Here is a 23803-nt window from a genome sequence, read left to right on the forward strand (position 1 = left end):
AACTGTAGGCCCGATTCCATCCTTCATGCCCTGCGGTGACCTGTAGGAGCCCGCTTGCCGGCGACCGGCTGCATTAGCAGTCGTAAAATCTCAGCATGTCCGAAATCCTGCGAGCGCTAGCGCACTCGGTCGCCGTGGTCCGGCATGCCGGCAGAGCGGGCTCCTACGAGCGAGTCACGGCTGATCTCGCTGATCGAGCGGGCACCGGTCAGGATCATGGCCACGCGCATTTCCTTTTCGATCAGCTCCAGCAAATGGCTGACGCCCTGGCCACCGGCCGCGGCCAGTGCATAGATAAACGCCCGGCCGAGCATCACGGTGTCGGCGCCCAGGGCAATCATGCGCACGATGTCCAGGCCATTGCGGATGCCGGAGTCGGCCAGAATCGCCAGCTGGCCCTTCACCGCATCGGCAATCGCCGGCAGCGCCCGCGCAGTCGACGGCACGCCATCCAGCTGGCGGCCGCCGTGGTTGGACACCACAATGCCATCGGCGCCGAAACTCACCGCATCGCGGGCGTCTTCGGCGTCCAGAATGCCTTTGATCACCATCGGGCCTTGCCAGAACTCGCGAATCCACTCCAGGTCTTTCCACGAAATCGACGGGTCGAAGTTAGTGCCCAGCCAGCCGATGTAATCGGCCAGGCCTGTCGGGTGCCCGCGATACGCCGAGATATTGCCCAGGTCATGCGGCCGCCCGTTGATTCCCACATCCCAGGCCCAGGTCGGGTGGGTAAACGCTTGCAGCATGCGCCTGAACGCCGCGTTCGGGCCGCTCATGCCCGAATGCGCATCGCGGTAGCGGGCGCCGGGCACCGGCATGTCGACGGTGAACACCAGCGTGGTCACGCCGGCGGCCTTGGCACGTTCCAGCGCGTTCTTCATGAAGCCGCGATCCTTGAGCACATACAGCTGAAACCACATGGGCCGGCTGATTGCCGGCGCCACTTCCTCGATCGGGCACACCGACACCGTCGACAACGTGAACGGAATGCCCTTGGTATCGGCGGCCTTGGCTGCCTGCACCTCGCCACGTCGCGCATACATACCGGTCAGGCCAACCGGCGCCAGGGCCACCGGCATCGCCAGGGTTTCACCGAACAGCCGGGTTTCCAGGCTCAGCTCTGACATGTTGCGCAGCACCCGCTGACGCAGCGCGATGTCGGCCAGATCGGCAACGTTGCGCCGCAAGGTGTGCTCGGCATAGGCGCCGCCATCGATGTAATGAAACAGGAACGGCGGCAGCTTGCGTTGCGCAACGGCGCGGTAGTCGGTAGAGGCCGAAATGATCATGGCGATGCGTTCTCTCTTGTTGTCTGGCATGCAGTGCTGGCCAGTCTAGACGGCGGGTGCCATGCAGGACTAATCCGATTTAGGCAGGCTGCGATACCTTGAGGTTATGAGTTGAAATGAATGATGTCATGACTATGCCGACTGGGTAGGAGCGCGCTCTGCCGGAATACCGGACCACCGCGACCGGCTGCGTTAGCAGTCGTAAATTTGTGGCGTTTCGCAGATTTTGCGAGCGCTCCGCACTCGGTCGCGGGCAGAGCGCGCTCCTACGGGGACTTATGCTGGCTGTACGGCAGCGTTATGTCAGTGACAGAGGGCTACCTCAGTCGCTGAACAACTCAAACATCAAATCGCGAAACCACTGGTTGGCCGGGTCCTTGTGATAGCGCGTATGCCAGAACAGGTTGATGGCGATTTCCGGCAACGGCACCGGCAAGGGCAGGGCGACCAGCTGGAAGGGTTCTGTGCAGGTGGAAGCAAAACGCTCTGGCACCGTGGCCACCAGGTCGCTGCGTTGCAGAATGTGCCCGACAGCCACGAAGTGAGGCACCTGCAAACGGATATCCCGGTGCAGGCCGGCGCGGCGCAGGTACTGTTCGACCTCGCCATGGCCGGTGCTGGTGGCGGCGATGTGTACATGGGCGTGGCTGCAAAAGCGTTCTGCGGTCATCGGCTGGCGGGTCAGCGGGTGATCGCGCCGGCACAGGCACACATAACGATGGATAAACAGCCGGCGCTGGTAGAAGCCGTGCTGCAAATCCGGTTGCAGGCCCACGGCCAGGTCGATGCTGCCGCCGGCCAGCGCTTCGGATAATTGCGCGTCGCTGCGCACGGTGGTCACCGATACGCCGGGGGCGCGTTGCAGCAGGGCTTCGATCAGGCGCGGCATGAACCAGATCTCGCCGATATCAGTCATCGCCAGGGTAAAGCGCCGCTGGCTGTGCGCCGGATCGAATTCCACCTTGGGTTGCAGCGCCTGACCGAGCAGGGCAAGCGCTTGCGCCACCGGTTCTGCAAGGCTGGCCGCATAGGGTGTCGGCTGCATGCCACGCCCGGTGCGCACGAACAACTCGTCGTTCAAGGTGGTGCGCAGGCGCTTGAGGGCGTTGCTCATGGCCGGCTGGGTCAGGCCCAAGTGTTCGGCGGCCACGGACACCTGGCGGTCGATGAGGAGTTGGTGCAGCACCAGCAACAGGTTGAGGTCTAGGTTGCGCAGGTTCATGCCGGAAAGTCTCTTTATTCACAACGGTGATAGTTTCTATACGATCCGCTGCATTTATCAATACCGCATTGCAGCGCAGGATGGGCTCATACCAAAAACAATCAGCCCGATGGAGTGCCTTTCCATGCAAAACCCTTCTTCCTTGCGCATTGCTATCGTCGGCGGCGGTATCGCTGGCGTGGCGCTGGCAATCGACCTGTGCCGCCATGCTCACCTCGATGTCACGCTCTTTGAAGCCGCCGCCGCCTTTGGCGAGGTCGGCGCCGGTGTGTCGTTCGGCGCCAACGCGGTGCGCGCCATTGCCGGGCTGGGCATTGCCGAGCCATACCGGCAGATCGCCGATCAGACGCCGGCGCCGTGGCAGGATGTCTGGTTCGAATGGCGCCGTGGCGTCGATGCCGGTTACCTGAGCGCCAGTGTCGCCGCCGGTGTCGGCCAGTCTTCGGTACACCGCGCCGACTTTCTCGATGCCCTGGCTAGCCAGCTGCCCGACGGCATTGCACAGTTCTCCAAACGTGCGGTGAGCGTCCGTCAGGATGCCGAACAGGTGCATATCACCTTTACCGACGGCAGCGAGCATGCGTGCGATTTGCTGATTGGCGCTGATGGCATCAAATCGTCGATTCGTGATCATGTGCTCGGTGGCCTCGGCCAGCCGCTGGCCAGCCCGCGCTTCAGCGGCACCTGTGCCTATCGCGGCCTGATCGACAGCGACACCCTGCGCGCCGCCTACCGTGAACGCGGCGTGGACGAACACCTGCTGGATGTGCCGCAGATGTACCTGGGCCTTGACGCGCACATCCTGACGTTCCCGGTCAAACAGGGGCGCTTGATCAATGTGGTGGCGTTTGTCTCCGACCGCAGCCAGCCCGATCCGCAATGGCCGGCCGATCAGCCTTGGGTGCGCACCACCAGCCAGGCTGAAATGCTCCAGGCGTTCGACGGCTGGGGCGATGCGGCGCGGATCCTGCTCGAGTGCATCCCGGCGCCAACCCTGTGGGCACTGCATGAACTCGATGAATTGCCGGGTTATGTGCATGGCCGGGTGGCGCTGATCGGCGATGCCGCCCACGCGATGTTACCGCATCAGGGCGCTGGCGCCGGCCAGGGCCTGGAAGATGCCTGGCTGTTGGCGCGCCTGCTGGCCGACCCGCAGGTGCTCGACGCGCCGCTGCCCAAGGTGCTGGAGGCGTATGACGCGATTCGCCGGCCGCGCGCCTGCCGGGTGCAGCGCACCTCGCATCAGGCCGGCGAACTGTACGAGCTGCGTGAGTCGCAGACTGCTGCCGACGAAAGCTTGCTGGGCCAGACTCTGGCCGAGCGTTTCGCCTGGCTCTGGGAGCACGATTTCGATGCCGAACTGCGTCAGGCGCAGCAGCGTCTCGGCTGGTTGCAGGCGGCCTGAGGCAATAACGTGCAAAAACCGCGGGCACACGCCTGCGGTTTGAATAACCACTTCAAATAACAACAATAAAGAGCCATGCCATGCGCACAATCAACGTGACAGCCCTGCTGGACGGGGTTCGTTTCAATGCCTTTCATGCTCGCGTGCTGCTCTGGTGCGCGCTGATCATTATCTTCGACGGCTATGACCTGGTGATCTACGGCGTGGTGCTGCCCTCGTTGATGGCCGAATGGGGGCTGACGTCATTGCAGGCCGGGGCGCTGGGCAGTTGCGCGCTGGTGGGCATGATGATTGGCGCGCTGTTTTTCGGCTCGTTGTCGGACCGCATTGGCCGGCGCAAGACCATCGCCTTCTGCGTCATCCTGTTCAGCGGCGTCACGGCCCTTAATGGCCTGGCGCAAAGCCCGGAAGTGTTCGGCCTGTGCCGCTTTATCGCCGGGCTGGGCATTGGCGGCGTAATGCCCAATGTCGTGGCGCTGATGAATGAATATTCGCCCAAGCAGTCGCGCAGCACGCTGGTGGCGATCATGTTCAGCGGCTATTCGCTGGGCGGCATGTTGTCGGCCGGGCTGGGCATGTGGCTGATCCCGCAATGGGGCTGGCAGGCGGTGTTCTACGTGGCGGCGATTCCCTTGCTGGCGCTGCCGCTGTTGGTGCGCCAGTTGCCGGAGTCGATGAACTACCTGCTGCGCAGCGGCCAGACCGAACGCGCCAAGGCCATTCTCGATCAGGCGGTGCCCGATTATCAGCCTGCGGCGGGGGATGCGCTGGAACAGGCCTCGGGTCGTAGCGCCAATGTGTCGATCAGCGAACTGTTCCGCGAAGGCCGCACGCTGAATACGCTGATGCTGTGGCTGGCGTTCTTCTGCTGCCTGCTGATGGTCTATGCCCTGAGTTCGTGGCTGCCCAAGCTGATGAGCAGCGCAGGCTACGGTCTCAATTCCAGCCTGACCTTTCTGCTGGTGCTCAACGTCGGCGCCATCATCGGTGCGATTGGCGGCGGCTGGCTGGGTGACCGTGTCGGGTTGGGCAAGGTGCTGCTGGCGTTTTTCACCTGCGGTGCGCTGGCGCTGAGCCTGTTGTCGTTCAAGGCGCCATTGGCGGTGCTGTATCTGCTGGTGGCGATTGCCGGCGCCTGCACCATCGGCACGCAGATTCTGGCCAATGCCTGCACCGTGCAGTATTACCCGGCGCAGATTCGCAGCACCGGGCTGGGTTGGGCCATGGGCATCGGCCGTACCGGCGCCATCATCGGCCCGCTGCTCGGCGGTGCCTTGCATGCTAGCGGGTTGCCGTTGCAGGTGAGCTTTCTGGCCTTTGCCGTGCCGGGGCTGGTGGGCGCGCTGGCGGTGCTGGTGTTCTTGTGCAACAAGCCAGGCGCCCGGCCGGCGCTGAAATCGGCGCCGACTGTCTAGGGGCGTTCAGACGCTCTTCGAGCCGCCGCCGATTTGCCAGATATACGGCGGCTCGGTGCCGTTGATTTCCCAATCGCCGATGATCCGTTCCTTGTAGATCAGCGGGTTGTGCGAGGCGGCGGTGCGGGCGTTGCGCCAGTAGCGGTCGAGCTGTTTGGCGCTGCTGGTCGCCGAGGCGCTGAGGGCGTTGAACAGCTCGCTGGTGGCACGCAGGATCAGATCGCTGATCACCACCTGGCCTTGCGCCGATTCCAGTTCGGCCTGCAGGTTGGCCTGGCGTTCGGCGTCGTTGTCAGTGCCGAAATGCGCGAGATAAGCACCGTGCGAGGCCTGTGCGGCGCGCACGGCGGTGGCTTCGGCGGCATACACCTGGGCCGAGGCGCGGCCAACCACTTGTTGCACCAGCGGGTCGCGGTCCACCGATGAGGCATTGCCGTGGCTGAACACGCGGGTGCGCTGGCTGACCTGTCGGGCAAAGTCGCGTACCGCCGCGCGGCCGCTGCCGACCAGCACCGCGAGCAGCACCAGTTGATAGAAGGCAGTCTGGTATTTGAAGCGCCCGGCGAACGGCAGAATGTCGTGCTCGGCCACTTCGGCATTCACGAAGGTTGAGGTGCCGCTGCCGGTGGTGCGCTGGCCAAAGCCGTCCCAGTCATCCTGCAAGGTGACGCCCGCTTGCGCGGTGCGGGTGACGGCGATCACGTCTTCGCCGGTGTCGTCGCGCTGGGCGTACAGGTCGATCCAGTCGGCAAAGATGCTGCCGGTGCTGTAGTACTTGGTGCCGTTGACCACCCAGCGGCCCTCTGCACCTTCACCCTGACGCGAGACCCGCGTGATCACCTGGCCAATCTTGACGTTACCCACTTCGGTCCAGGCATTGCCGACCAGTTCGCCCTTGACGAAGCGCTCGAACCACACGCTCTGGTCGCTGTGGGCGTGGGCATTCAGGCGGTCTTCGACAAAGGCGAAGTGGCCGCGCAGCGCCTGGGGAATGTTGGAGTCGGCCTCGGCCAGCTCGATCAGCAGTTGCAACAGCTGCGTCAGCGAAGCGCCGTTGCCGCCGTGCTCACGCGGCACGCGCACGGCGCCGAAGCCTGCTTGCTTGAGCCAGCGAATCGGTTCATGGGGCAGGGTGCGAGTGCTTTCGCGTTCAAGCGCCGTGTCAGCGATGCGCGCAAAGATCGGCCGGAAGGTGTTGGCAAGCACTTCATAGTCGGTGCCGGTGGAAAGCTGGGGCAGATGCTGCTGGACAGACATTGGGTATCTCCTGGATCAATGAGCGATACCTGTGCTTTCGCAAAGTCCGTGCCTGATAAATAAACTCATTTAAATCATAGACTTATATTCATGTCGTAGCCTTTTCGCGCTGTACACCTCGCAGCAGCTTGCTGAAGCACTGTTGCCTGGCCTACAGCAGGCGCGGCCCAGCGTGCGCATGACGGCGTGATTCAACTGTTCATGGATCAACAGTTGTTTAACACCTTGCTGTTGAATGGACATTGCCCGAATCCCTTCGCTGTTATTTATATCTTTGATTTATAACGGATTTTAAGATTGGCACGGTTGCTGCTCTAGCCTCTTGCATCAAGGCCAACGCCGAAGAGGACAACATGAGTACACCCATCAAGGTCGTAGTGGTATCCGGCAGCCTGCGCACGCCATCGCGAACCCATAGTTTGTTGCACGCGGTGATCCAGCAACTGGAGCAACGCCTGCCGGTCGAGGTGCACTGGGTCCGCATCGCTGAACTGGGCAGCGCGCTGGCCGGTTCCCTGGAACGCGACGGCGCGTCGCCGGCCTTGCTGCCGCATCTAAAGGCCATTGAAAACGCCGACCTGATCATCGCCGGCAGCCCGGTGTATCGCGCCTCTTATACCGGGCTGTTCAAGCACTTTTTCGATCTGGTCGATCACCAGTCGCTCAAGGGCGTGCCGGTGTTGCTGGCCGCCACCGGTGGCAGCGATCGGCATGCGCTGGTCATCGATCACCAGTTGCGCCCGCTGTTCGGTTTCTTCCAGGCGCACACCTTGCCGTACGGCCTGTACGCCGCTGCCGACGCCTTCAGCGATTACCAGCTTGTCGATGCCGCGCACCTGGCGCGCATCGAGCGGGCGCTGGACCCGATCGTTGCCTTTTTTCATTCCGTAGCGCTCAGCGCCGCCTGATATTCAAAACCTTCGAGGAGTTATCGACATGAGCCAACAATCGATCAAGTTCGCCTATTGGGTGCCCAACGTCAGCGGTGGCCTGGTGGTCAGCAATATCGAACAGCGCACCAGCTGGGACATCGACTACAACCGCAAACTGGCGCAAATCGCCGAGCGCTCGGGATTTGATTACGCCCTGTCGCAGATCCGCTTTACCGCAGGCTACGGCGCCGAATTCCAGCACGAGTCGGTCACCATCAGCCACGCGCTGCTGGCCGCCACCGAAAAGCTCAAGGTCATCGCGGCGATTCTGCCTGGGCCGTGGAACCCGGTGCTGGCGGCCAAGCAACTGGCGACCATCGATCAGTTCACCAACGGTCGTGTCGCCATCAACGTGGTGTCGGGCTGGTTCAAGGGCGAGTTTCATGCGATCGGCGAGCCGTGGCTGGAGCATGACGAGCGCTATCGTCGGTCCGAAGAATTCATTCGTGCCCTCAAAGGCATCTGGACCCAGGACAACTTCACCTTCAACGGTGATTTCTACCGGTTTCGCAATTACACCCTCAAGCCCAAGCCATTGCAGCAGCCGCACCCGGAAATCTTCCAGGGCGGCAGCTCGCGGGCCGCACGCGACATGGCGGCGCGGGTGTCGGACTGGTATTTCACCAACGGCAACACGGTCGAGGGCATCAAGGCCCAGGTCGATGACATCCGCGCCAAGGCGGCGGCCAACGGTCACTCGGTGAAGGTCGGCGTCAACGCCTTCATCATTGCCCGCGACACCGAGCAGGAAGCCCAGGCGGTGCTGCGCGAAATCATCGACCAGGCCAATCCCGAGGCGGTCAATGCCTTTGGCAGCGAAGTGAAAAACGCCGGTGCGGCCAGCCCTGAAGGCGAGGGCAACTGGGCCAAGTCGACCTTCGAAGACCTGGTGCAGTACAACGACGGCTTCAAGACCAACCTGATCGGCACGCCGAAACAGATCGCCGAACGCATCGTGGCGCTCAAGGCGGTGGGCGTGGACCTGATTCTCTCGGGCTTCTTGCACTTCCATGAAGAGGTCGAGTACTTCGGCCAGCATGTGCTGCCACTGGTGCGCGAGCTGGAAGCACAGAAACTGGCCGACAAGGCGGTCGCTTGATGAGTGCACGCGCGCTGACATTGCCCGCATGGCTGGCGCATCAAGCCGGCGCGCGTGCGCAAGCGGTTGCCTTGCGGCACAAGTCGCTGGGCATCTGGCAAGCGCTCACCTGGGCGCAATTGCAGCAGCAAGTACAGGTGGTCGCCGCCAGCCTGCACGCCAGCGGTTTCGAGGCCGGCAAGCAGGTATTGATTATCAGCCGGCCACGCCCTGAAGCGTTGATCGTCGCCATGGCCGCGCAATGGCTGGGTGGCGTGGCGGCGCTGTTCGACCCGCTGGACGCGGCCGGCGCGCAAGGTGAAGTGCTGCGCCAGTTGCCGGTGGAGTTTGTGCTGGCCGAGGGCCTGGAAGAAATCAATCGCCTGCGTGACTGGCGGCTGGAGCCGGGCTGGCTGGTGTACGCCGATCCGCGCGGGCTGGTCGATGAACTGTCGCGCGGCAATGCGCTGGATTACGCGCGTTTGCCGGTTGCAAACAGTGCGCCCATCGAGGTGCAGGCACAGGCGATAGACATTGCCTTTGCGTTCTATCGCCTGAATGCCCACGGCCTGGAGCGGCTGTTGTTCAGCCATGCCCAGTTGATCAAAGAGGCGCGGCCACTGGTCGAGCAGCAAGGCCTGAGCGATCAGGAAGAGGCGTTGGCCGCGCGGGCATTTGCCGCCAGCGGCCAGGCGCGCTATCTGCTGGCGCCGTGGTTATTGGCAGGCTTTACGCTGAATTTTCCTGAACGCCTGGAAACCCGCGATCAGGACCGCCGCGAGCTGGGCCCGACGCTGGTGCTGGGCACGCGTGAAACCTATGGGCGGTTGTATGCGCGGGTGCTGCAACGCCTGCCGTTGCCAGGCACCTTGCATCGGCGCTTGCTCGACTGGGCGTTGCACGGTGCATCCGGCCGGTTGGCCGGGTTGATTGGCGAGGTGCTGATTCGCCGGCCGTTGCGCGATGTGCTGGGGTTTGGCCGCCTGCGCGTGGCGCTGTTGGTGGGCCCGCCGCTGGATGAGCGGGCGCAGCGTTTCTTTGCTGTGCTGGGTGTGCAGGTTCTGGCCTGGCCCGGCAGCGAGGCGCACGCGGTGCGCGGGCTACGTCACGCAGATCAAGCCCTTGGTTTGTCGGTGGCGGTATGAAGAGTGCGCAGCCATTGCTGGAATTGCAGGGTATCTCGCTGTCGTTCAAGGGCGTCAAGGCGATCAGCGACATCGGTTTTGCCGTTGCCGAGGGCGAGATCTGTGCGCTGATCGGCCCCAACGGCGCGGGCAAAAGCTCGCTGCTCAATGTCATCAACGGGGTTTACCAAGCGCAGCAGGGCAGCATTCGCTTTGCCGGAAAAACCCGGCGGGTGATGCGGCCCAACCAGGCCGCGCAACAGGGCATCGCCCGTACTTTCCAGAACATTGCCTTGTTCAAGGGCATGAGCGTGCTCGACAACGTGCTCACCGGGCGCAACCTCAAGCGCCGCGCCAGCTGGCTGGAACAGGCGCTGCGCATCGGCCGGGCGCCGGATGAAGACGACCGCCAGCGCGAAGCGGCCGAGCGGGTGCTGGCATTCCTGCGGATCCAGCCGTGGCGCGACGCGATTGTCGGCACGTTGCCGTACGGCCTGCAAAAGCGCGTCGAACTGGCGCGCGCGCTGGCCGCCGAGCCGCGATTGCTGCTGCTCGATGAGCCGATGGCAGGCATGAACGCCGAAGAAAAGGCCGAGATGAGCCGCTTCATCGTCGACATCAACCGCGAATTCGGCACCACGGTGGTGTTGATCGAACACGATATCGGCGTGGTGATGAGCCTGTCCGACCATGTGGTGGTGCTTGATTACGGACGCAAGATCGGCGACGGACCACCGGCCGAAGTGCGGCGCAACCCGGACGTCATCGCCGCCTACCTCGGCGCCCGCCACTGACTGGAAAACAACCATGGAATTTTTCTTTGAGGTGCTGATTGGCGGCCTGTTGGCGGGGGTGATGTATTCACTGATCGCCATCGGTTTTGTGCTGATCTACAAGGCCAGCGGGGTGTTCAATTTTGCCCAGGGCGCCATGGTGCTGTTTGCCGCGTTGACCTTTGTCAGCCTGCTGGAGCGTGGCGTGCCGTTCTGGCTGGCGCTGCTGATCACACTGGCGGTGATGCTGGCGCTGGCCGTGGCGGTCGAGCGCGTGGTGCTGCGGCCATTGGTCAATCGCCCGCCGATCACCTTGTTCATGGCCACGCTGGGTTTGTCGTACCTCATCGAGGGCGCGGCGCAAGCGTTGTGGGGCGCGCAAGTGCATGGCCTGGAACTGGGCATCAGCGACGAACCGCTGGAACTGCACGGCATGCTGCTCTCGGCCTTCGACCTGTTCGCGGCGGCCACTGCGGGGGTGTTGGTGGTCGGCCTGTCGCTGCTGTTCAACCGCACCCGCATGGGCCTGGCATTGCGCGCCGTGGCCGACGATCCGCTGGCCGCGCAGGCGGTGGGCATTCGTTTGCAGCGGGTCTGGGTCGTGGTCTGGGCGGTGGCCGGCTTTGTCGGTCTGGTTGCCGGGCTGCTGTGGGGCGCGCGGCTCGGGGTGCAGTTTTCGCTGTCGTTGATTGTGCTCAAGGCGCTGCCGGTGCTGATCATCGGCGGTTTTACCTCGATCAGCGGTGCCATCGTCGGTGGGCTGATCATCGGCGCCTCGGAAAAGCTTGCCGAGGTCTATCTGGGCCCGGTGATCGGCGGTGGCCTGGAAAACTGGTTTCCCTATGTGCTGGCGCTGTTGTTCTTGCTGGTGCGCCCGGCGGGTCTGTTCGGTGAACGCGCCATCGAGCGCGTCTAAGGAGTGGTGACTATGTTCTACCGAGAAGCCGGCCAGTTCAGCACTCGCTACCGCGAGGACCGGCGCTTTTTTCGCCTGCGCCAGGACCGTATCGGCGTGGCGCTGCTGGCGGTCGTGGCCGTTGGCGTGGTGCCCTGGCTGGGCAATGATTACTGGTTCAGCGCCATTCTGATCCCGTTTCTGGTGCTGTCGCTGGCCGGCCTTGGGCTTAATCTGCTGACCGGCTACGCGGGGCAGTTGTCACTGGGCTCGGCGGCGTTCATGGCCGTGGGCGCGTTTGCAACCTACAACGTCGAGCTGCGGGTTCCGGGTTTGCCGCTGCTGGTGAGCCTGCTGTTCGGCGGCCTGACGGCGGCGGCGGTGGCCATCGTGTTTGGCTTGCCGAGCCTGCGCATCAAGGGCTTTTACCTGTTGGTGTCGACCCTGGCGGCGCAGTTTTTCGTGCAATGGGCGCTGACCCGCTTCAGCTGGTTCTCCAACGACAACGCCTCCGGAGTGATCAGCGCACCGCCGTTGCAGATTGCCGGTATCGATTTTGCCTCGCCCGCCGGACGCTACCTGCTGACCCTCGGCGTGGTGCTGGCGTTGTTCTGGCTGGCCGGCAATCTGGTGCGCAGTGAGCTGGGGCGTAACTGGATGGCGGTGCGCGACATGGACACCGCTGCCGCCGTGATCGGCATCCCGTTGCTCAAGACCAAGCTGCTGGCCTTTGCCATCAGCGGCTTTTACCTGGGAATTGCCGGCGCGTTGTGGGCGTTCACTTATCTGGGCACTGTGGAGCCGCACGGTTTTGACCTGAGCCGCTCGTTCCAGATCCTGTTCATCATCATTATCGGCGGGCTGGGCAGCATTCTCGGCAACTTCCTGGGCGCGGCCTTTATCGTGCTGTTTCCGTTGTTGCTGTCGAACCTGGCCACGCTGCTGCCGGCCGGACTGATCGCGGCAGGGCAGCTGGAAAACCTGCAGAAGATGGCGTTTGGCGCGCTGATCATCCTGTTTCTGATCAAAGAACCGGAGGGCCTGGCGCGCCTCTGGAAAAAATTCCGCGAGCGTGCACGGCTCTGGCCGCTGCGCTACTGAGCGAACCCTTGGGCGTTGACCCTATCCCTGTCTGCCAACTGATTCCAACAAGGATTTAATAATGATCAAACATGCAATCGCCGGCGGCCTCGCCCTGGCGCTGGGCCTTGCTGCGTCTTTTTCGGCACAGGCCGAGGCCGAGCAGTACTTTCCGCTGCAAAGTTACCGGGTCGGCCCGTATGCCGCCGGCGGCACCGGATTTTTCGGTGGCTTTATCGACTACCTCAAGTACGTCAACGCCAGCGGCGGGGTCAACGGCGTCAAGCTGACCTGGAGCGAGTGCGAAACCGAGTACGTGGTCGAGAAGGGCGTCGAATGCTACGAGCGCCTGAAAAAAGGCCTCAATGGCGCGCCGGCTGCCGCGACCAACCCGCTGTCAGTGGGCATCGCCTACGCCACGCTGGAGCGCTCGACCGCCGACAAGCTGCCATTGATCACCATCAACCACGGGCGCACCGACTCCACCGACGGCAGCGTATTTCCGTATGCCTTCCCGTTGCAGTTGAACCCGTATTCCGAAGTGTCGGCGATCATCAACTGGATCGGCGACAAGAGCGGCGGGCTGGCCGGGCTCAAGGGCAAGAAGATCGTCACGCTGTACCACGGCTCGCCGTACGGCAAGGAAACCAACGAGGTGTTGCAGACCCTGGCCGACAAATACCGCTTCGAACTGACCTTGCTGGAGGTGCCGCACCCCGGCAACGAGCAGCAATCGCAGTGGTTGAACATCCGCCGCATCAAGCCCGACTGGGTGATCCTGCGCGGCTGGGGCGTGATGAACCCGGTGGCGCTGAAGACCGCGCAAAAGGTCGGTTACCCGGCCGACCACATCATCGGCAATATCTGGAGCAACTCCGAAGAAGACGCCACGCCCGCTGGCGGCGCGGCCAAGGGCTTTATCGCGATCACCACGCACCCGTCCGGCACCGCGTTCCCGGTGCTCCAAGGCATCAAGCAGCAGGTGGTCGACAAGGGTCAGGGCGACCTGGCCGACCCCAAGCGCTTCGGCACCGTGTATTACAACCTTGGTGTGGTCAACGGCATTCTCAATATCGAAGCGCTGCGCATCGCTCAAGAGAAATTCGGCCAGCAGCCGCTGACCGGCGAGCAGGTTCGCTGGGGCTTCGAGCACCTGAAACTGGATGACGCACGCCTTGAAGCGCTGGGCGCCAAGGGCCTGGTGCAGCCGCTGCAACTGTCATGCGCCGACCACGAAGGCGGTGGCGCGGTGCGCTTCCAGCAGTGGGACGGTGAGAAGTGGAACCTGATCAGCGACTGGGTCCAGGCTGACCGTGCGTTGCTGCGGCCGATCATCGAAGCTTCGTCGCACAAGTACGCCCAGGAAAAGGGCATTACCCCGCGCGATTGCAGCAAGGAAGGCTGATCGCCGTTCAACCCGGCCGGACCCTGTGTCCGGCCCTTATCGCTGGAGGCCGGGATGATCCTGCAAGTCGACAATATCGAAGTGGTGTACGAACAGGTGATCCTCGCCGTGGCAGGCGTGTCGCTGAACGTCGGGCAGGGCCAGATAGTCGCCTTGCTCGGCGCCAATGGTGCCGGCAAGAGCAGCACGCTCAAGGCCATCACCGGGCTGGTGCGTGCCGAACGTGGCGAGGTGGTGCGCGGCAGCGTGCATTACCAGGGCAACGACATCACCCGCCGCTCAGCCCAGGCCCTGGCCGGCGATGGACTGGTGCAGGTGCTCGAAGGCCGGCATTGCTTTGCGCACCTCACAGTCGAGGAAAACCTGCTGACCGGCACCTTCGCCCGACCCCGGATGTCACGCGGCCAGGTACGCGACGAACTGGCGCGCATCTACGACTGGTTTCCACGCTTGCAAACCCGGCGCAAGAGCCTGGCCGGCTACACCTCGGGCGGCGAACAGCAAATGGTCGCGCTGGGCCGCGCGCTGATCTCCCGCCCGCGCCTGGTGCTGCTCGACGAGCCGTCCATGGGCCTGGCGCCGCAACTGGTCGACGAGATCTTCGACATCGTCGCCGCCCTCAATGCCCGCGAAGGCGTGAGCTTTCTGCTCGCCGAACAGAACATCGACGTCGCGCTGCGCCATGCGCATTACGCCTATGTGATGGAAGGCGGGCGAGTGGTGGACCAAGGAGAAGCGCGGCAGATGGCTGCACGTGAGGACATACACGATTTTTATCTGGGCGGGGCGGCTTAACAACTGTGTTCTCAAGCCAACTGCGCGTCAGCCTTGAGCACGACACAAATTACGTAGGAGCGAGCGCAGCTCGCGAAAGGGTCAGTGAAATCAGCACATTTGCGGTGACTGCACCGTCGCATTCGCGAGCTTGCGCTCGCTCCCACAGAGTTTGGGCTGGCCTTGATACTGAGCACGACACACATTGCGTAGGAGCGAGCGCAGCTCGCGAAAGGGCCAGTGAAATCAGCACATTTGCGGTGAATGTACCGTCGTATTCGTGAGCTGGCGCTCGCTCCCACGGGTTTTGGGATGGCCTTGATACTGAGCACGACACACGTTTCGTAGGAGCGAGCGCAGCTCGCGAAAGGGTCAGTGAAATCAGCACATTTGCGGTGAATGTACCTTCGCATTCGCGAGCTTGCGCTCGCTCCTACGGGTTTTGGGATGACCTTGATACTGAGCACGACACAAATTACGTAGGAGCGAGCGCCAGCTCGCGAAAGGGCCAGTGAAATCAGCACATTTGCGGTGAATGTACCTTCGCCTTCGCGAGCTGTCGCTCGCTCCTACGGGTTTTGGGTTGGCCTTGATACTGAGTACGACACAAGCGCGCTTGCCTTGGGCGGCATAACGACGACCGGCTGCGTTAGCAGTCGTGAAGGTTCAGCGTTTCGCAGAGTTCTGTGAGTGCTTCGCACTCAATCGCGGGCAAGCGCGCTCCTACACAAGAGGTGAATTTTAAATTCAATAAGGTCAGTTATTGCGATTCGGCGTCAGATCGACAGGTGCACCAGGCGGTTGCCTTGTGAGCTTTGCGCCGGCTTGCGCTTGTTCACCACCAGCTCGCCAATACGGATCAGATGGCTGCGGGTGATGTTGCGCGACAGGCCCAGCAGGCTTGCGGTGTGTACCTGGTTGTAATGGCAGAAGCGGTAGGCGGCGCGCAGCAGGCTGTCTTCGACCTTCTCATGCAGGGCGCCGCTTTGCTCTTCGAACAAACGCACGAAGGCGCGTTGCAGCAGTTGCTCGGCGGTTTCATCGCGCGGGCGGTTGTCGTCTTCGCGCTCGATGCGCAGGTTGGACAGGTGCAGGTCTTCGGCGCGAATCAACCGCTCGCGGCAAATCAGCAGCGTGTGATGAATGACGTTTTCCAGCTCGCGAATATTGCCCGGCCAGCCGTAGCCGGTCAGGCGTTTGATCGCGTCCTCGGCCAACGTGACTTCGGCATAACCCAGCCGCTGGCTGTACTGGTTGATGAAATGCCGCGCCAGTGGCAGTACATCGCCGGGCCGCTCACGCAGCGGATAAAGCTGCAGGCTGACCACGTTGAGGCGGTAGTACAGGTCTTCGCGAAAGTGTCCGGCGTTGATGGCCTTTTCCAGATGCACATTGGTGGCCGCCAGCACCCGCACATTGATCGGGATGCTCTTGCGTGAACCCAAACGCACCACTTCACGCTCTTGCAGCACGCGCAGTAGCTTGACCTGAATGGCCATCGGCAAATCGCCGATTTCGTCGAGAAACAGCGTGCCGCCGCTGGCTTCTTCGAACCAGCCGGCCTTGGCCGCTAAAGCACCGGTGAACGCGCCTTTTTCATGGCCGAACAGCTCGGCCTCGACCAGCGATTCGGAAAAGGCCCCGCAGTTGACCGCCACGAATGGCCCGGTCTTGCGCGCGCTGAGGTTATGGATGTGCCGGGCGACCAGCTCTTTGCCGGTGCCGGTCTCGCCGATGATCAGCACGCTGGCTTCGCTGGGCGCGACCTGTTGCACATGGGCCAGCAGTGCCTGCGACTTGGGGTCTTCGAAGACCTGGGCCGTGGCCCTGATGGACGTTGCCAGGGTCGGGGAGGGTGGCAGGGTCAGCAAATGCATGGGCGAACCTTACGAATAGAAGGACGGAACAGGGCGCGTACCGTTCAGCGCCCAGTCGCCCAGTTCCTGGATGCGGTAGTCCACCGGATCGTGCAGGGTCTGGGTGCGCAGGTTGCGCCAGTAGCGGTCAAAGCGCAGCGAGGCGTGCGTGGCGCGGGCGCCGGTAACCTCGAACAGCCGATTGCAGATGTCCAGCCCGTGGCGGGTGGCGGCGACCTTGGCCGTCCCCACTGCCAGCGCCAGTTGCGCACGCTCTTCGCTGCTGAGGTCGTGCTCCTTGCTCCAGGCTTCGTCGAGCAGGTGGGCGGCGCGTTCGATCAACAACCGCACGCTTTCAAGGCCCACCCAGAATTCGCCATAGTGGCGCAGGATATAAGGGTCTTCGCCGCTGCTTTCGGCCGTTGAGCGAAACCATGGCCGGCTTTCTTTCAGCGTGTACTGACGCGCTTCTTCAAAGGCGCCCTCGGCGATGCCAAGAAACAGATTGGCGAAATGCAACTGGGCAATCAGCGGGCGCAACCCGGCAAACGGCGTGCTCAAGGGGCCCGGATTAAGCAGTAATTCGGAGTGTTCGACGCGCACGCGCTCGAACGTGGCGCTGCCGCTGTCGGTCTGGCGCTGGCCGATATTGTCCCAATCGTCATGCAGGCTGATGCCGGTACGGCCGCTGGGGATGGCGGCGATCAATAGCTTGCCGCCGGCGTTTTCGTCGATGGCCGAGGCGATGAGCATTTCCGAGTCGCTGGCACCGGAGCAGAAGCTCTTCTTGCCCGAGAACTCATACCACCCCGCAAATTTGCGCAGCACCGTACGGGTGTCCAGCGGGTTCAGGGCATTGCCCCAGAACCAGTGGTTACGGGCGGTTTGCTCGAACCACGGTTGCCACTGTTCAGGGCTGGAAAACAGCCGCACGGTGGCCAGCATCAGGTGATGGAAACCAAACACGTGGGCCAGGGAACTGTCGACCCGGGCGACTTCGCGCACCACTTCAAAGGTGTCCCGCCAACTGGCGCCCAGGCCGCCGTACTGGCGGGGGATCACCAGGCCCAGCAGGCCGCTGTCGCGCAACGCATCGCGCTCGGCCTTGGGCGTGCCGCCCTTGGCATCGCGCTCGACGGCGGTTTCGGCAAACCACGGCGTGAGCTCGCGCACGGCCTGCAACGGGTTGATCGGGATGGCTTGTTGATTGAGGCTCATGAGGGGTCACGATGTCCTGGAACAAGGAAGGTGACGTTTACACAGCAAGCACCGTTCCATGTTTAAAAACCCGTTATGAAACAGCAAGTTGCTGGGTTTAATCGGCCAGGACGACGTGTTGCTACGGCGGACAACTGTGGATCAGGTGTTGCTGGGACAACAGCGGCGCAAGTGTTGACAGATAAACACTCGGCAGGCCGCAGGCAGGTCATTCAGACACATCAGGTAATACCACCCCATATCTTGCAATGTATTTTTTGCCATAAACCGCGCAAACCCTGAGTAATCAATGCAAGGGGCCGGTGCAGCCTGCGTCTAGACCGCCAGGCCGTCGGTATAAAGCGTGTCGTCCTGTACGCAATAAATGCCCAGCGGGCCTTCACCGCCACCGGTGCAATCCAGAGCCATGACATTGCCCAGCCGCTGCGGGGCGCGCAGCCGGGTATGGCCGACGCACACGCGCCAGACACCATTAATGCCGTCAGTGTTTTGCTTGAGAATGCGTTCGCGACCCCACAGCGCGGTTTGCTCGATGCGTGGGTCATGCAGGTGCTCAATGAACATCGACCAGTTGATGGCGGCCGGCACATCGGCATGCAGGACGCCGACGGTGCCGTGCGCTGATTCGATTTCGATCACGATCGGCAGGCTTTGCAGCCTGGCGATGATCATGTCCTTGGACTCATCGGCAATGTTCATCCACCAGCGCGCGCCGTGTGCGGAGTAGGGCACATCGGGATTGTCCAGCCAGGCGCGGATCAGCATCTGTTCGTGGTTGCCTTGCACGGCATAAAACCAGGGCTCGCCCAACAGTTTCAGGCCTTGCAGCACACCGGGCCCGCGATCGATCAGGTCGCCGACGCCGATTACCCGGTCAACCGCGCGATCAAACCCCAGCGCCTCAAGCCCCTCGAACAACTCGGTGATTTTGAAATGGATGTCGCCGACCACAAAATCCCGGCCTTGGGTATTGGGCGGCAGTCTCAGTAGCTTTGCGTGCATAGGCACCGGATCCTTGAGGTGAATGGCTCTGAGGCAACAAATCGCAACATTTGTTGCACCTTAACCGCATCGGCTTCAGCATGACGCTTTTTTCAGGGAGGAAAAGCCCGTGCTGGCTTCGTTATTCGCCGTTTTGGCACCGGTGTTCATCGTTTCGCTCATCGGCTATGCCTGGGCGCGCAAAGGACAGAATTACCCGACCGACTTTATCGCCCGGCTGGTCATGACCATCGGCACGCCGTCGCTGGTGCTGTCGACCCTGAGCCGTACCCGCCTCGATTCCGCAGCGTTCACCAGCATGGCCGTGGCCTGTGTGCTGAGCATGATTGCCATGGCATTGATCGGCCTGCTGGTCAGCAAGGCATTCCGTCAGCACTGGCGGGTGCTGGTGCCGGCCTTCATGTTTCCCAACACCGGCAATATGGGCTTGCCGATCAGCCTGTACGCCTTCGGCGATCACGGCCTGGCGCTGGCAGTGGCGTTTTTTCTGACCCTGTCGATCTTCCAGTTCACCTTCGGAATTGCCTTGTCAGGCGGTGCCGCCTCGCTCAAGGACCTGATGCGCAATCCGGTGTTGATCAGCCTGGTGCTGGCATTGCCGATCATCTTCTTCGACCTGCACCTGCCACGCTGGCTGGCGAACACGGTTGATCTGCTGGGCGGCATGACCATTCCGCTGATGCTGCTGACCCTCGGCGTGTCGCTGGCCAGTATCCGTTTGCACCATGTCGCCAGCGGCATGCTGCAAGGCGCCTTGCGTATTGTGCTGGGTGCGGCGGTGGGGTGGATCATCGGTATCGCGCTGGGCATGGAGCCATTGGCCAGGGCGATCCTGATCACCCAGTCGGCGATGCCGGTGGCGGTGTTCAATTACCTGCTGGCGGTGCGTGCCAATCAATCGCCGGAGAAAGTCGCCAATCTGGTGATGTGTTCCACCGTATTGTCGTTCGTGTGGCTGCCGGTGGTGCTGGCGGGGTTGATGTAGCCATGGCGCTTACCCGGTAAACGTCACACCCACCGACAACAGGTTTTCAATCTTGCGCGCGGCGTCCAGCATTCGCTGGGCGATTTTCGGCAGTTCCTGATCATCCTTGCGGTACTGCGGGATGGTTGCCGAGATGGAGCCGCGCACTTCACCGTCGACAAACCAGGGCGCCGCCAGGCCGAAAGCGCCGGGCACTCGCTCGCCATCCCCGGTGGACCAGCCACGTGCGCGGATGTCTTGCAGGTCGGCGGCCAGCGTATCTGCCTGGGTGATGGTCGCCTCGGTGATCGGCGTCAGTTGCAGAGAGCCGGCCACTGCCGGGTCCAGCCACGCCAGCACGGCCTTGCCCGCAGCGCCTGCGTAAAGCGGCACATCGACATGGGTCTGCAACTTGTACTGGATGGGCCGCCAGCCTTGCAGCACCTCCAGAAACCTTGCTGTTTGCGTGTGCCGGTCATAGCTGAGAAACGCCACGGTTTCTCCGGTTTCCTGCACCAGTTCCTGCAGGATGGTGCGGCATAACTGCGCGATATCGACCGGTTCGCTTGCGATTCTGGCCGCCCATTGATACAGCCTGGGGCCGGGGAACAATTGCTGCTCGGCACTGGCCAGCAAATCTTCTTGAGCGGCCGACTGGATAAGGCGCCTGGCGGTGATGCCGTTGCACAGCAGGTGGTCGTGGATTCGGGCGCCATCGCGAAAGCCGTTCGGGCAAGCACAGGCCATTTGCAGCAGCCGCTCCAGCCGGGCAACAGTGGATTTGGCATCGCTTTCAGGCGCTTCGCTCAGGTGCTGGATGTCATGCGTGCAGTGCGCACCGGCCTGCGCATCGATGTTGCCGATTACGGCTTCAAGGTCCGCGTTCTGCACTGGATCATCCGTCGCCGATGCCTCACTGAAAGAGTGCAGCGACACGGCCACGGTCAGGCCATTGGGCAGGGTACGCAGCGCGATCGACAGCGCTCGCGGAAATTCCGATTCGGCCATCAGCGGGGAGCCTTGCGCGCCCATCGAGCTGTCAGCGTCTGCAGGCTTGATGTGCAAAAAATCGCTGAAGTGCCGGCCAATGTCGCCGAACGTCAGCGGATAAATAACCCCCAGCTCCGGCCTGAAACTTAGCGTGCCTTTCGACTCGCTGCACGCTGCCACGAAATAACCCTGGTCTACCGCTGAGAAAATCGAAAGCAGCGCGGTATGCCGGGTGCTGTCAGCCAGTGCGCCAAACAGCTGTTTGCAGGCACCCAGCAAGGTGCTGTGTTCGCTGAGCGAATGGGCAAGGACTTTCAGCCGTGGTCCCAGGCTGTATTTCCCTGTACCTGCCTCGACCGCAAACCCTCGTTCGACCAACGACAGCAGCAACCGGTTGACGGTGCTGCGGCTCTCGTTCAGTTCAGCCGCCAATTCCCGCACGCCCCAGGGTTCAGATGCCACTCGTCGCACCAGCGCGTCGATGACTTCGATCAGCCGAGTATGGCTGGAGGTGGCTGCAGCACGGGTTACAGCGGGAGTTGCCGGGTTTGCCTGGTTCATCTTCGAGTAGGTCGCCGCAGGGGAGCGCTATTTTGCGGGTTAAGGCCATCGAATCGCAATTGCATGTGGCGGTTGACAAGGATCAGTGGCTTGGAGATTCTATAAAAACAAAACAGGACGTTGTCCCATTTTTTGTAATTGCGCTGTACGATCGAATCCGATAAACCCGGAGTCCCATTAATGGGGAGTGCCATGAATAACAATAATGCTGCTGCAGCCACCGTGAGCCTGGCCACGGAGCCATCCGAAACAACATCCGAACAAACCCGCAAAGCCAAGAAGGCCACCCGCGCGGCGGTGTTTGGCACTTTTGTCGAGTACTACGATTTCAGTGTGTACGGCTATCTGGCCGCCACATTGGCCATGGTGTTTTTTCCTTCGGACGACCCGACTACCGGCTTGCTCAATACCTTTCTGGTGTTTGGCTCGGCGTTCCTGGTCCGGCCCTTGGGCGCGATTGCGTTCGGCTGGCTGGGCGACAAGGTAGGCCGGCGTACCAGCCTGATTGCCAGCATCACCTTGATGGGCGCCGCCGCGACCCTGATCGGGCTGCTGCCCGGTTACGCGCAGATCGGCGTCTGGGCGCCGATCTTTCTGGTGTTGCTGCGCATGCTGCAAGGCTTTTCAGCCGGTGGCGAAATTGGTGGTGCGGCCAGCTACATTCGTGAGTGGGCACCGGCCAATCGCCGTGCGCTGTACATTTCTTTCCTGCCCTCGATCGCTCAGTTCGGCAAAGGCCTGGCCGCGGCGATTGCCGGTCTGGCTGCGGCCTTCCTGACCGATCCGCAAATGATGGACTGGGGCTGGCGCGTACCGTTCCTGCTGGCGCTGCCGCTGGGCATCATCGGCTTGTACATGCGCCTGAGCATCGAAGACAGCCCGGAGTTCTCCTCACATAAAGAGGGCGGCGCGGTCGAGAAAACCCAGCCTTTCATGCAACTGGTTCGTGAATACCCGGCCCAGCTCGGCAAGGTCATCATGATTTCCCTGGTGCAGAACGTGGGCACCTACATTGGCACCGTGTTCATCGCCTCCTATTTCAGCTCGGTACTCAAGTACTCCAAGGGCCAGGCGTCGACCATCGTGCTGATTGCCGTGACCCTGGCGGCCTTTCTGATTCCGCTGGCCGGGCAGCTGGGTTCTGTGCGCGGCAGCCGCTCGTTGCTGCGCTACTCGTATGCCGGCTACGCATTGCTGTCGATTCCTGCGTTCATGCTGATGCAGAAAGGCGACATCACTTACGCGATTCTGGGCCTGGCCATCCTGATGATTCCTTACGCCCTGTGCGTAGCCGGCACCTATTCGGCGATGCCGGAATTCTTCCCGACGCACATCCGCCATACCGGCGTGGCCTTCGGGCACAGCGTGGGCGCGGTGATCGGCGGCGGTGCCGGGCCGTATCTGGCGACCTGGCTGACCGGCAGCACCGGTGATCTGTCCGCGCCCAGCTACATCCTGTGTGCCGCAGGCCTGCTGGGGTTGTGGGTCATCTCCACGGTTCGCCCGCACGACGCCTCGAGCCAAAACACCGATAACCATCAATTCAAGTGAGTGGATCTGTCATGCCTCTGATTTTTGTTACCAGCCCCATTCATGAACAGGTCCTGCACGCGCTTTCGGCCTACGGCGAGGTTCGCCTGGGCTACGGCGTTAACGCAGTCACCTTTGATGAGATCAAACACCAGGTCGATGCCGTGTTCCTGCGCGGCGGGCACATGACCGCCGAGCGCATCGCCGCCGCGCCACGCCTGAAAATCATCGCCCGGCATGGTGCCGGGTACGACAACGTCGACACCGCTGCCGCCGCCGAACACGGTATCTGGGTGACCAATGCGCCGGGCGCCAATGGCCGCAGCGTGGTCGAGCATGTCTTCGCGCTGTTGCTGGCGATCAGTAGAAAATTGCACACCGCCTCCGAGCAGACCCGCAACGACAACTGGGCCCGCGACCGGCTGGCCCTGAGCGGTATCGAGCTTGAAGGCCGTACCCTGGGCCTGATCGGTTTTGGCAACATTGGCCAGCTTGTCGCACCAGTGGCCGAAGCCTTCGGCATGAACGTGCTGTTTACCGACCCGGCCTATGACGCCAGCGCCGACAAGCGTTGTGTCAGCCTGGACACTTTGCTGGCCACTTCCGACGTCATCAGCCTGCATGTACCGCTGTTGCCGGGCACCCGCAACCTGCTGGGCGCTGCACAGTTGGGCAAGATGAAACAGGGTGCGGTGCTGATCAATACCAGTCGCGGTGGCGTGGTCGATGAAAGCGCTCTGGCCGACGCCTTGCGCAGCGGCAAGCTGGCTGGAGCCGGCGTCGATGTGCTGGATGCCGAGAACATCGACATGATCGATCCCTTCAAGCACAACACCTTTCCTGTGGCCGGGCTGCCGAACCTGATCGTGACCCCGCACGTGGCCGGGCAGACCGACGAGTCGCTGCTGCGCGTCGGCATGAGTGCGGTCGAGGCGATTGCCGCCGTGCTGCGCGGTGAAGCACCGGTGCATCCCGTCAACCAGCCCGTGGCCGCCTTGCTGCGCCAGGCTTGATACTGCTATCGAGGTCA

The 23803-nt window shown here is 62.4% G+C and carries 20 protein-coding genes; 13 read left to right on the forward strand and 7 right to left on the reverse strand.

Annotated elements, in window-relative coordinates:
- Nucleotides 1–116: 116 nt before the first annotated feature.
- Together lldD and ACYAS9_RS12540 are read right to left on the reverse strand one after the other, a co-directional pair.
- Nucleotides 117–1292: an FMN-dependent L-lactate dehydrogenase LldD gene (lldD, locus tag ACYAS9_RS12535; RefSeq protein WP_463568926.1), complete on the reverse strand. Its 1176-nt coding sequence runs from the start codon at nt 1290–1292 to the stop codon at nt 117–119.
- A gap of 322 nt (nt 1293–1614) precedes the next feature.
- On the reverse strand, nt 1615–2514 hold the full coding sequence (locus ACYAS9_RS12540) for a LysR family transcriptional regulator (protein ID WP_463568612.1): 900 nt from the start codon (nt 2512–2514) through the stop codon (nt 1615–1617).
- 124 nt (nt 2515–2638) lie between these two features.
- Here ACYAS9_RS12540 and salA point away from each other — a divergent pair, with 124 nt between their 5' ends.
- Both salA and ACYAS9_RS12550 read left to right on the forward strand, forming a co-directional pair.
- Nucleotides 2639–3919 carry a salicylate 1-monooxygenase gene (gene salA / locus ACYAS9_RS12545; RefSeq protein WP_463568613.1) on the forward strand — a complete coding sequence of 427 codons (1281 nt, stop codon included), beginning with the start codon at nt 2639–2641 and terminating at the stop codon, nt 3917–3919.
- An 80-nt stretch (nt 3920–3999) separates the two neighbouring features.
- Nucleotides 4000–5334 carry an MFS transporter gene (locus ACYAS9_RS12550; protein WP_463568614.1) on the forward strand — a complete coding sequence of 445 codons (1335 nt, stop codon included), beginning with the start codon at nt 4000–4002 and terminating at the stop codon, nt 5332–5334.
- Between the two features lie 6 nt (nt 5335–5340).
- On the opposite strand, the gene ACYAS9_RS12555 is transcribed toward ACYAS9_RS12550, so the two are convergent.
- A complete protein-coding gene (locus ACYAS9_RS12555; protein WP_463568615.1) occupies nt 5341–6591 on the reverse strand; it encodes an acyl-CoA dehydrogenase family protein in 1251 nt (416 codons plus the stop codon).
- A 353-nt stretch (nt 6592–6944) separates the two neighbouring features.
- Between ACYAS9_RS12555 and msuE the strand changes: the two genes are divergently transcribed.
- The 8 genes from msuE (at nt 6945) to ACYAS9_RS12595 (ending at nt 14673) form a co-directional block, all read left to right on the forward strand.
- Nucleotides 6945–7499, forward strand: coding sequence for an FMN reductase (gene msuE / locus ACYAS9_RS12560; protein ID WP_463568616.1), 555 nt, complete (start codon nt 6945–6947; stop codon nt 7497–7499).
- 28 nt (nt 7500–7527) lie between these two features.
- The gene (sfnG, locus tag ACYAS9_RS12565; RefSeq protein WP_463568617.1) at nt 7528–8622 is read left to right on the forward strand and encodes a dimethylsulfone monooxygenase SfnG; all 1095 of its coding nucleotides are present in this window, start codon (nt 7528–7530) and stop codon (nt 8620–8622) included.
- Nucleotides 8622–9746: an AMP-binding protein gene (locus ACYAS9_RS12570; RefSeq protein ID WP_463568618.1), complete on the forward strand. Its 1125-nt coding sequence runs from the start codon at nt 8622–8624 to the stop codon at nt 9744–9746. The genes sfnG and ACYAS9_RS12570 overlap by 1 nt, the downstream gene beginning before the upstream one ends.
- Nucleotides 9743–10519, forward strand: a complete 777-nt coding sequence (locus tag ACYAS9_RS12575; RefSeq protein WP_463568619.1) for an ABC transporter ATP-binding protein — start codon at nt 9743–9745, stop codon at nt 10517–10519. The genes ACYAS9_RS12570 and ACYAS9_RS12575 overlap by 4 nt, the downstream gene beginning before the upstream one ends.
- A gap of 13 nt (nt 10520–10532) precedes the next feature.
- Complete coding sequence (locus ACYAS9_RS12580; protein WP_463568620.1) at nt 10533–11414, forward strand: branched-chain amino acid ABC transporter permease; 882 nt, start codon at nt 10533–10535, stop codon at nt 11412–11414.
- 12 nt (nt 11415–11426) lie between these two features.
- Entirely contained in the window at nt 11427–12494 is a 1068-nt protein-coding gene (locus ACYAS9_RS12585; RefSeq protein WP_463568621.1) for a branched-chain amino acid ABC transporter permease, read from the forward strand.
- Nucleotides 12495–12555: 61 nt separating this feature from the next.
- Nucleotides 12556–13878 carry an ABC transporter substrate-binding protein gene (locus ACYAS9_RS12590; protein WP_463568622.1) on the forward strand — a complete coding sequence of 441 codons (1323 nt, stop codon included), beginning with the start codon at nt 12556–12558 and terminating at the stop codon, nt 13876–13878.
- A 54-nt stretch (nt 13879–13932) separates the two neighbouring features.
- Nucleotides 13933–14673, forward strand: coding sequence for an ABC transporter ATP-binding protein (locus ACYAS9_RS12595; RefSeq protein WP_463568623.1), 741 nt, complete (start codon nt 13933–13935; stop codon nt 14671–14673).
- A 755-nt stretch (nt 14674–15428) separates the two neighbouring features.
- On the opposite strand, the gene ACYAS9_RS12600 is transcribed toward ACYAS9_RS12595, so the two are convergent.
- From ACYAS9_RS12600 to ACYAS9_RS12610, 3 genes are all read right to left on the reverse strand, one after another.
- Complete coding sequence (locus ACYAS9_RS12600) at nt 15429–16529, reverse strand: sigma-54 interaction domain-containing protein (RefSeq protein ID WP_463568624.1); 1101 nt, start codon at nt 16527–16529, stop codon at nt 15429–15431.
- A gap of 9 nt (nt 16530–16538) precedes the next feature.
- The gene (locus ACYAS9_RS12605; RefSeq protein WP_463568625.1) at nt 16539–17726 is read right to left on the reverse strand and encodes an acyl-CoA dehydrogenase family protein; all 1188 of its coding nucleotides are present in this window, start codon (nt 17724–17726) and stop codon (nt 16539–16541) included.
- Between the two features lie 315 nt (nt 17727–18041).
- A complete protein-coding gene (locus tag ACYAS9_RS12610; protein ID WP_463568626.1) occupies nt 18042–18728 on the reverse strand; it encodes a metallophosphoesterase in 687 nt (228 codons plus the stop codon).
- Between the two features lie 109 nt (nt 18729–18837).
- On the opposite strand from ACYAS9_RS12610, the gene ACYAS9_RS12615 reads away from it, so the two are divergent.
- Entirely contained in the window at nt 18838–19713 is an 876-nt protein-coding gene (locus ACYAS9_RS12615) for an AEC family transporter (protein ID WP_463568627.1), read from the forward strand.
- Between the two features lie 9 nt (nt 19714–19722).
- Here the strand turns inward: ACYAS9_RS12615 and ACYAS9_RS12620 are convergent, their stop codons facing one another.
- On the reverse strand, nt 19723–21243 hold the full coding sequence (locus ACYAS9_RS12620) for an IclR family transcriptional regulator domain-containing protein (protein ID WP_463568628.1): 1521 nt from the start codon (nt 21241–21243) through the stop codon (nt 19723–19725).
- A gap of 192 nt (nt 21244–21435) precedes the next feature.
- Between ACYAS9_RS12620 and ACYAS9_RS12625 the strand changes: the two genes are divergently transcribed.
- Together ACYAS9_RS12625 and ACYAS9_RS12630 are read left to right on the forward strand one after the other, a co-directional pair.
- Complete coding sequence (locus ACYAS9_RS12625; RefSeq protein WP_463568629.1) at nt 21436–22794, forward strand: MFS transporter; 1359 nt, start codon at nt 21436–21438, stop codon at nt 22792–22794.
- Nucleotides 22795–22805: 11 nt separating this feature from the next.
- The gene (locus ACYAS9_RS12630; protein WP_463568630.1) at nt 22806–23786 is read left to right on the forward strand and encodes a hydroxyacid dehydrogenase; all 981 of its coding nucleotides are present in this window, start codon (nt 22806–22808) and stop codon (nt 23784–23786) included.
- The last annotated feature ends 17 nt before the right edge of the window (nt 23787–23803 follow it).

This window comes from Pseudomonas sp. HP_08 (assembly GCF_055284095.1).

Bases quoted from the DNA above. Each gene is read 5' to 3' on its own strand.
- ACYAS9_RS12580 (WP_463568620.1), top strand. From the start codon at position 10,533: ATGGAATTTTTCTTTGAGGTGCTGATTGGCGGCCTGTTGGCGGGGGTG.
- ACYAS9_RS12590 (WP_463568622.1), top strand. From the start codon at position 12,556: ATGATCAAACATGCAATCGCCGGCGGCCTCGCCCTGGCGCTGGGCCTT.
- ACYAS9_RS12555 (WP_463568615.1), bottom strand. From the start codon at position 6,591: ATGTCTGTCCAGCAGCATCTGCCCCAGCTTTCCACCGGCACCGACTAT.
- ACYAS9_RS12605 (WP_463568625.1), bottom strand. From the start codon at position 17,726: ATGAGCCTCAATCAACAAGCCATCCCGATCAACCCGTTGCAGGCCGTG.
- ACYAS9_RS12600 (WP_463568624.1), bottom strand. From the start codon at position 16,529: ATGCATTTGCTGACCCTGCCACCCTCCCCGACCCTGGCAACGTCCATC.
- sfnG (WP_463568617.1), top strand. From the start codon at position 7,528: ATGAGCCAACAATCGATCAAGTTCGCCTATTGGGTGCCCAACGTCAGC.
- lldD (WP_463568926.1), bottom strand. From the start codon at position 1,292: ATGATCATTTCGGCCTCTACCGACTACCGCGCCGTTGCGCAACGCAAG.
- ACYAS9_RS12630 (WP_463568630.1), top strand. From the start codon at position 22,806: ATGCCTCTGATTTTTGTTACCAGCCCCATTCATGAACAGGTCCTGCAC.
- ACYAS9_RS12595 (WP_463568623.1), top strand. From the start codon at position 13,933: ATGATCCTGCAAGTCGACAATATCGAAGTGGTGTACGAACAGGTGATC.
- ACYAS9_RS12540 (WP_463568612.1), bottom strand. From the start codon at position 2,514: ATGAACCTGCGCAACCTAGACCTCAACCTGTTGCTGGTGCTGCACCAA.
- msuE (WP_463568616.1), top strand. From the start codon at position 6,945: ATGAGTACACCCATCAAGGTCGTAGTGGTATCCGGCAGCCTGCGCACG.
- ACYAS9_RS12625 (WP_463568629.1), top strand. From the start codon at position 21,436: ATGAATAACAATAATGCTGCTGCAGCCACCGTGAGCCTGGCCACGGAG.
- ACYAS9_RS12610 (WP_463568626.1), bottom strand. From the start codon at position 18,728: ATGCACGCAAAGCTACTGAGACTGCCGCCCAATACCCAAGGCCGGGAT.
- salA (WP_463568613.1), top strand. From the start codon at position 2,639: ATGCAAAACCCTTCTTCCTTGCGCATTGCTATCGTCGGCGGCGGTATC.
- ACYAS9_RS12570 (WP_463568618.1), top strand. From the start codon at position 8,622: ATGAGTGCACGCGCGCTGACATTGCCCGCATGGCTGGCGCATCAAGCC.
- ACYAS9_RS12585 (WP_463568621.1), top strand. From the start codon at position 11,427: ATGTTCTACCGAGAAGCCGGCCAGTTCAGCACTCGCTACCGCGAGGAC.
- ACYAS9_RS12575 (WP_463568619.1), top strand. From the start codon at position 9,743: ATGAAGAGTGCGCAGCCATTGCTGGAATTGCAGGGTATCTCGCTGTCG.
- ACYAS9_RS12550 (WP_463568614.1), top strand. From the start codon at position 4,000: ATGCGCACAATCAACGTGACAGCCCTGCTGGACGGGGTTCGTTTCAAT.
- ACYAS9_RS12620 (WP_463568628.1), bottom strand. From the start codon at position 21,243: ATGAACCAGGCAAACCCGGCAACTCCCGCTGTAACCCGTGCTGCAGCC.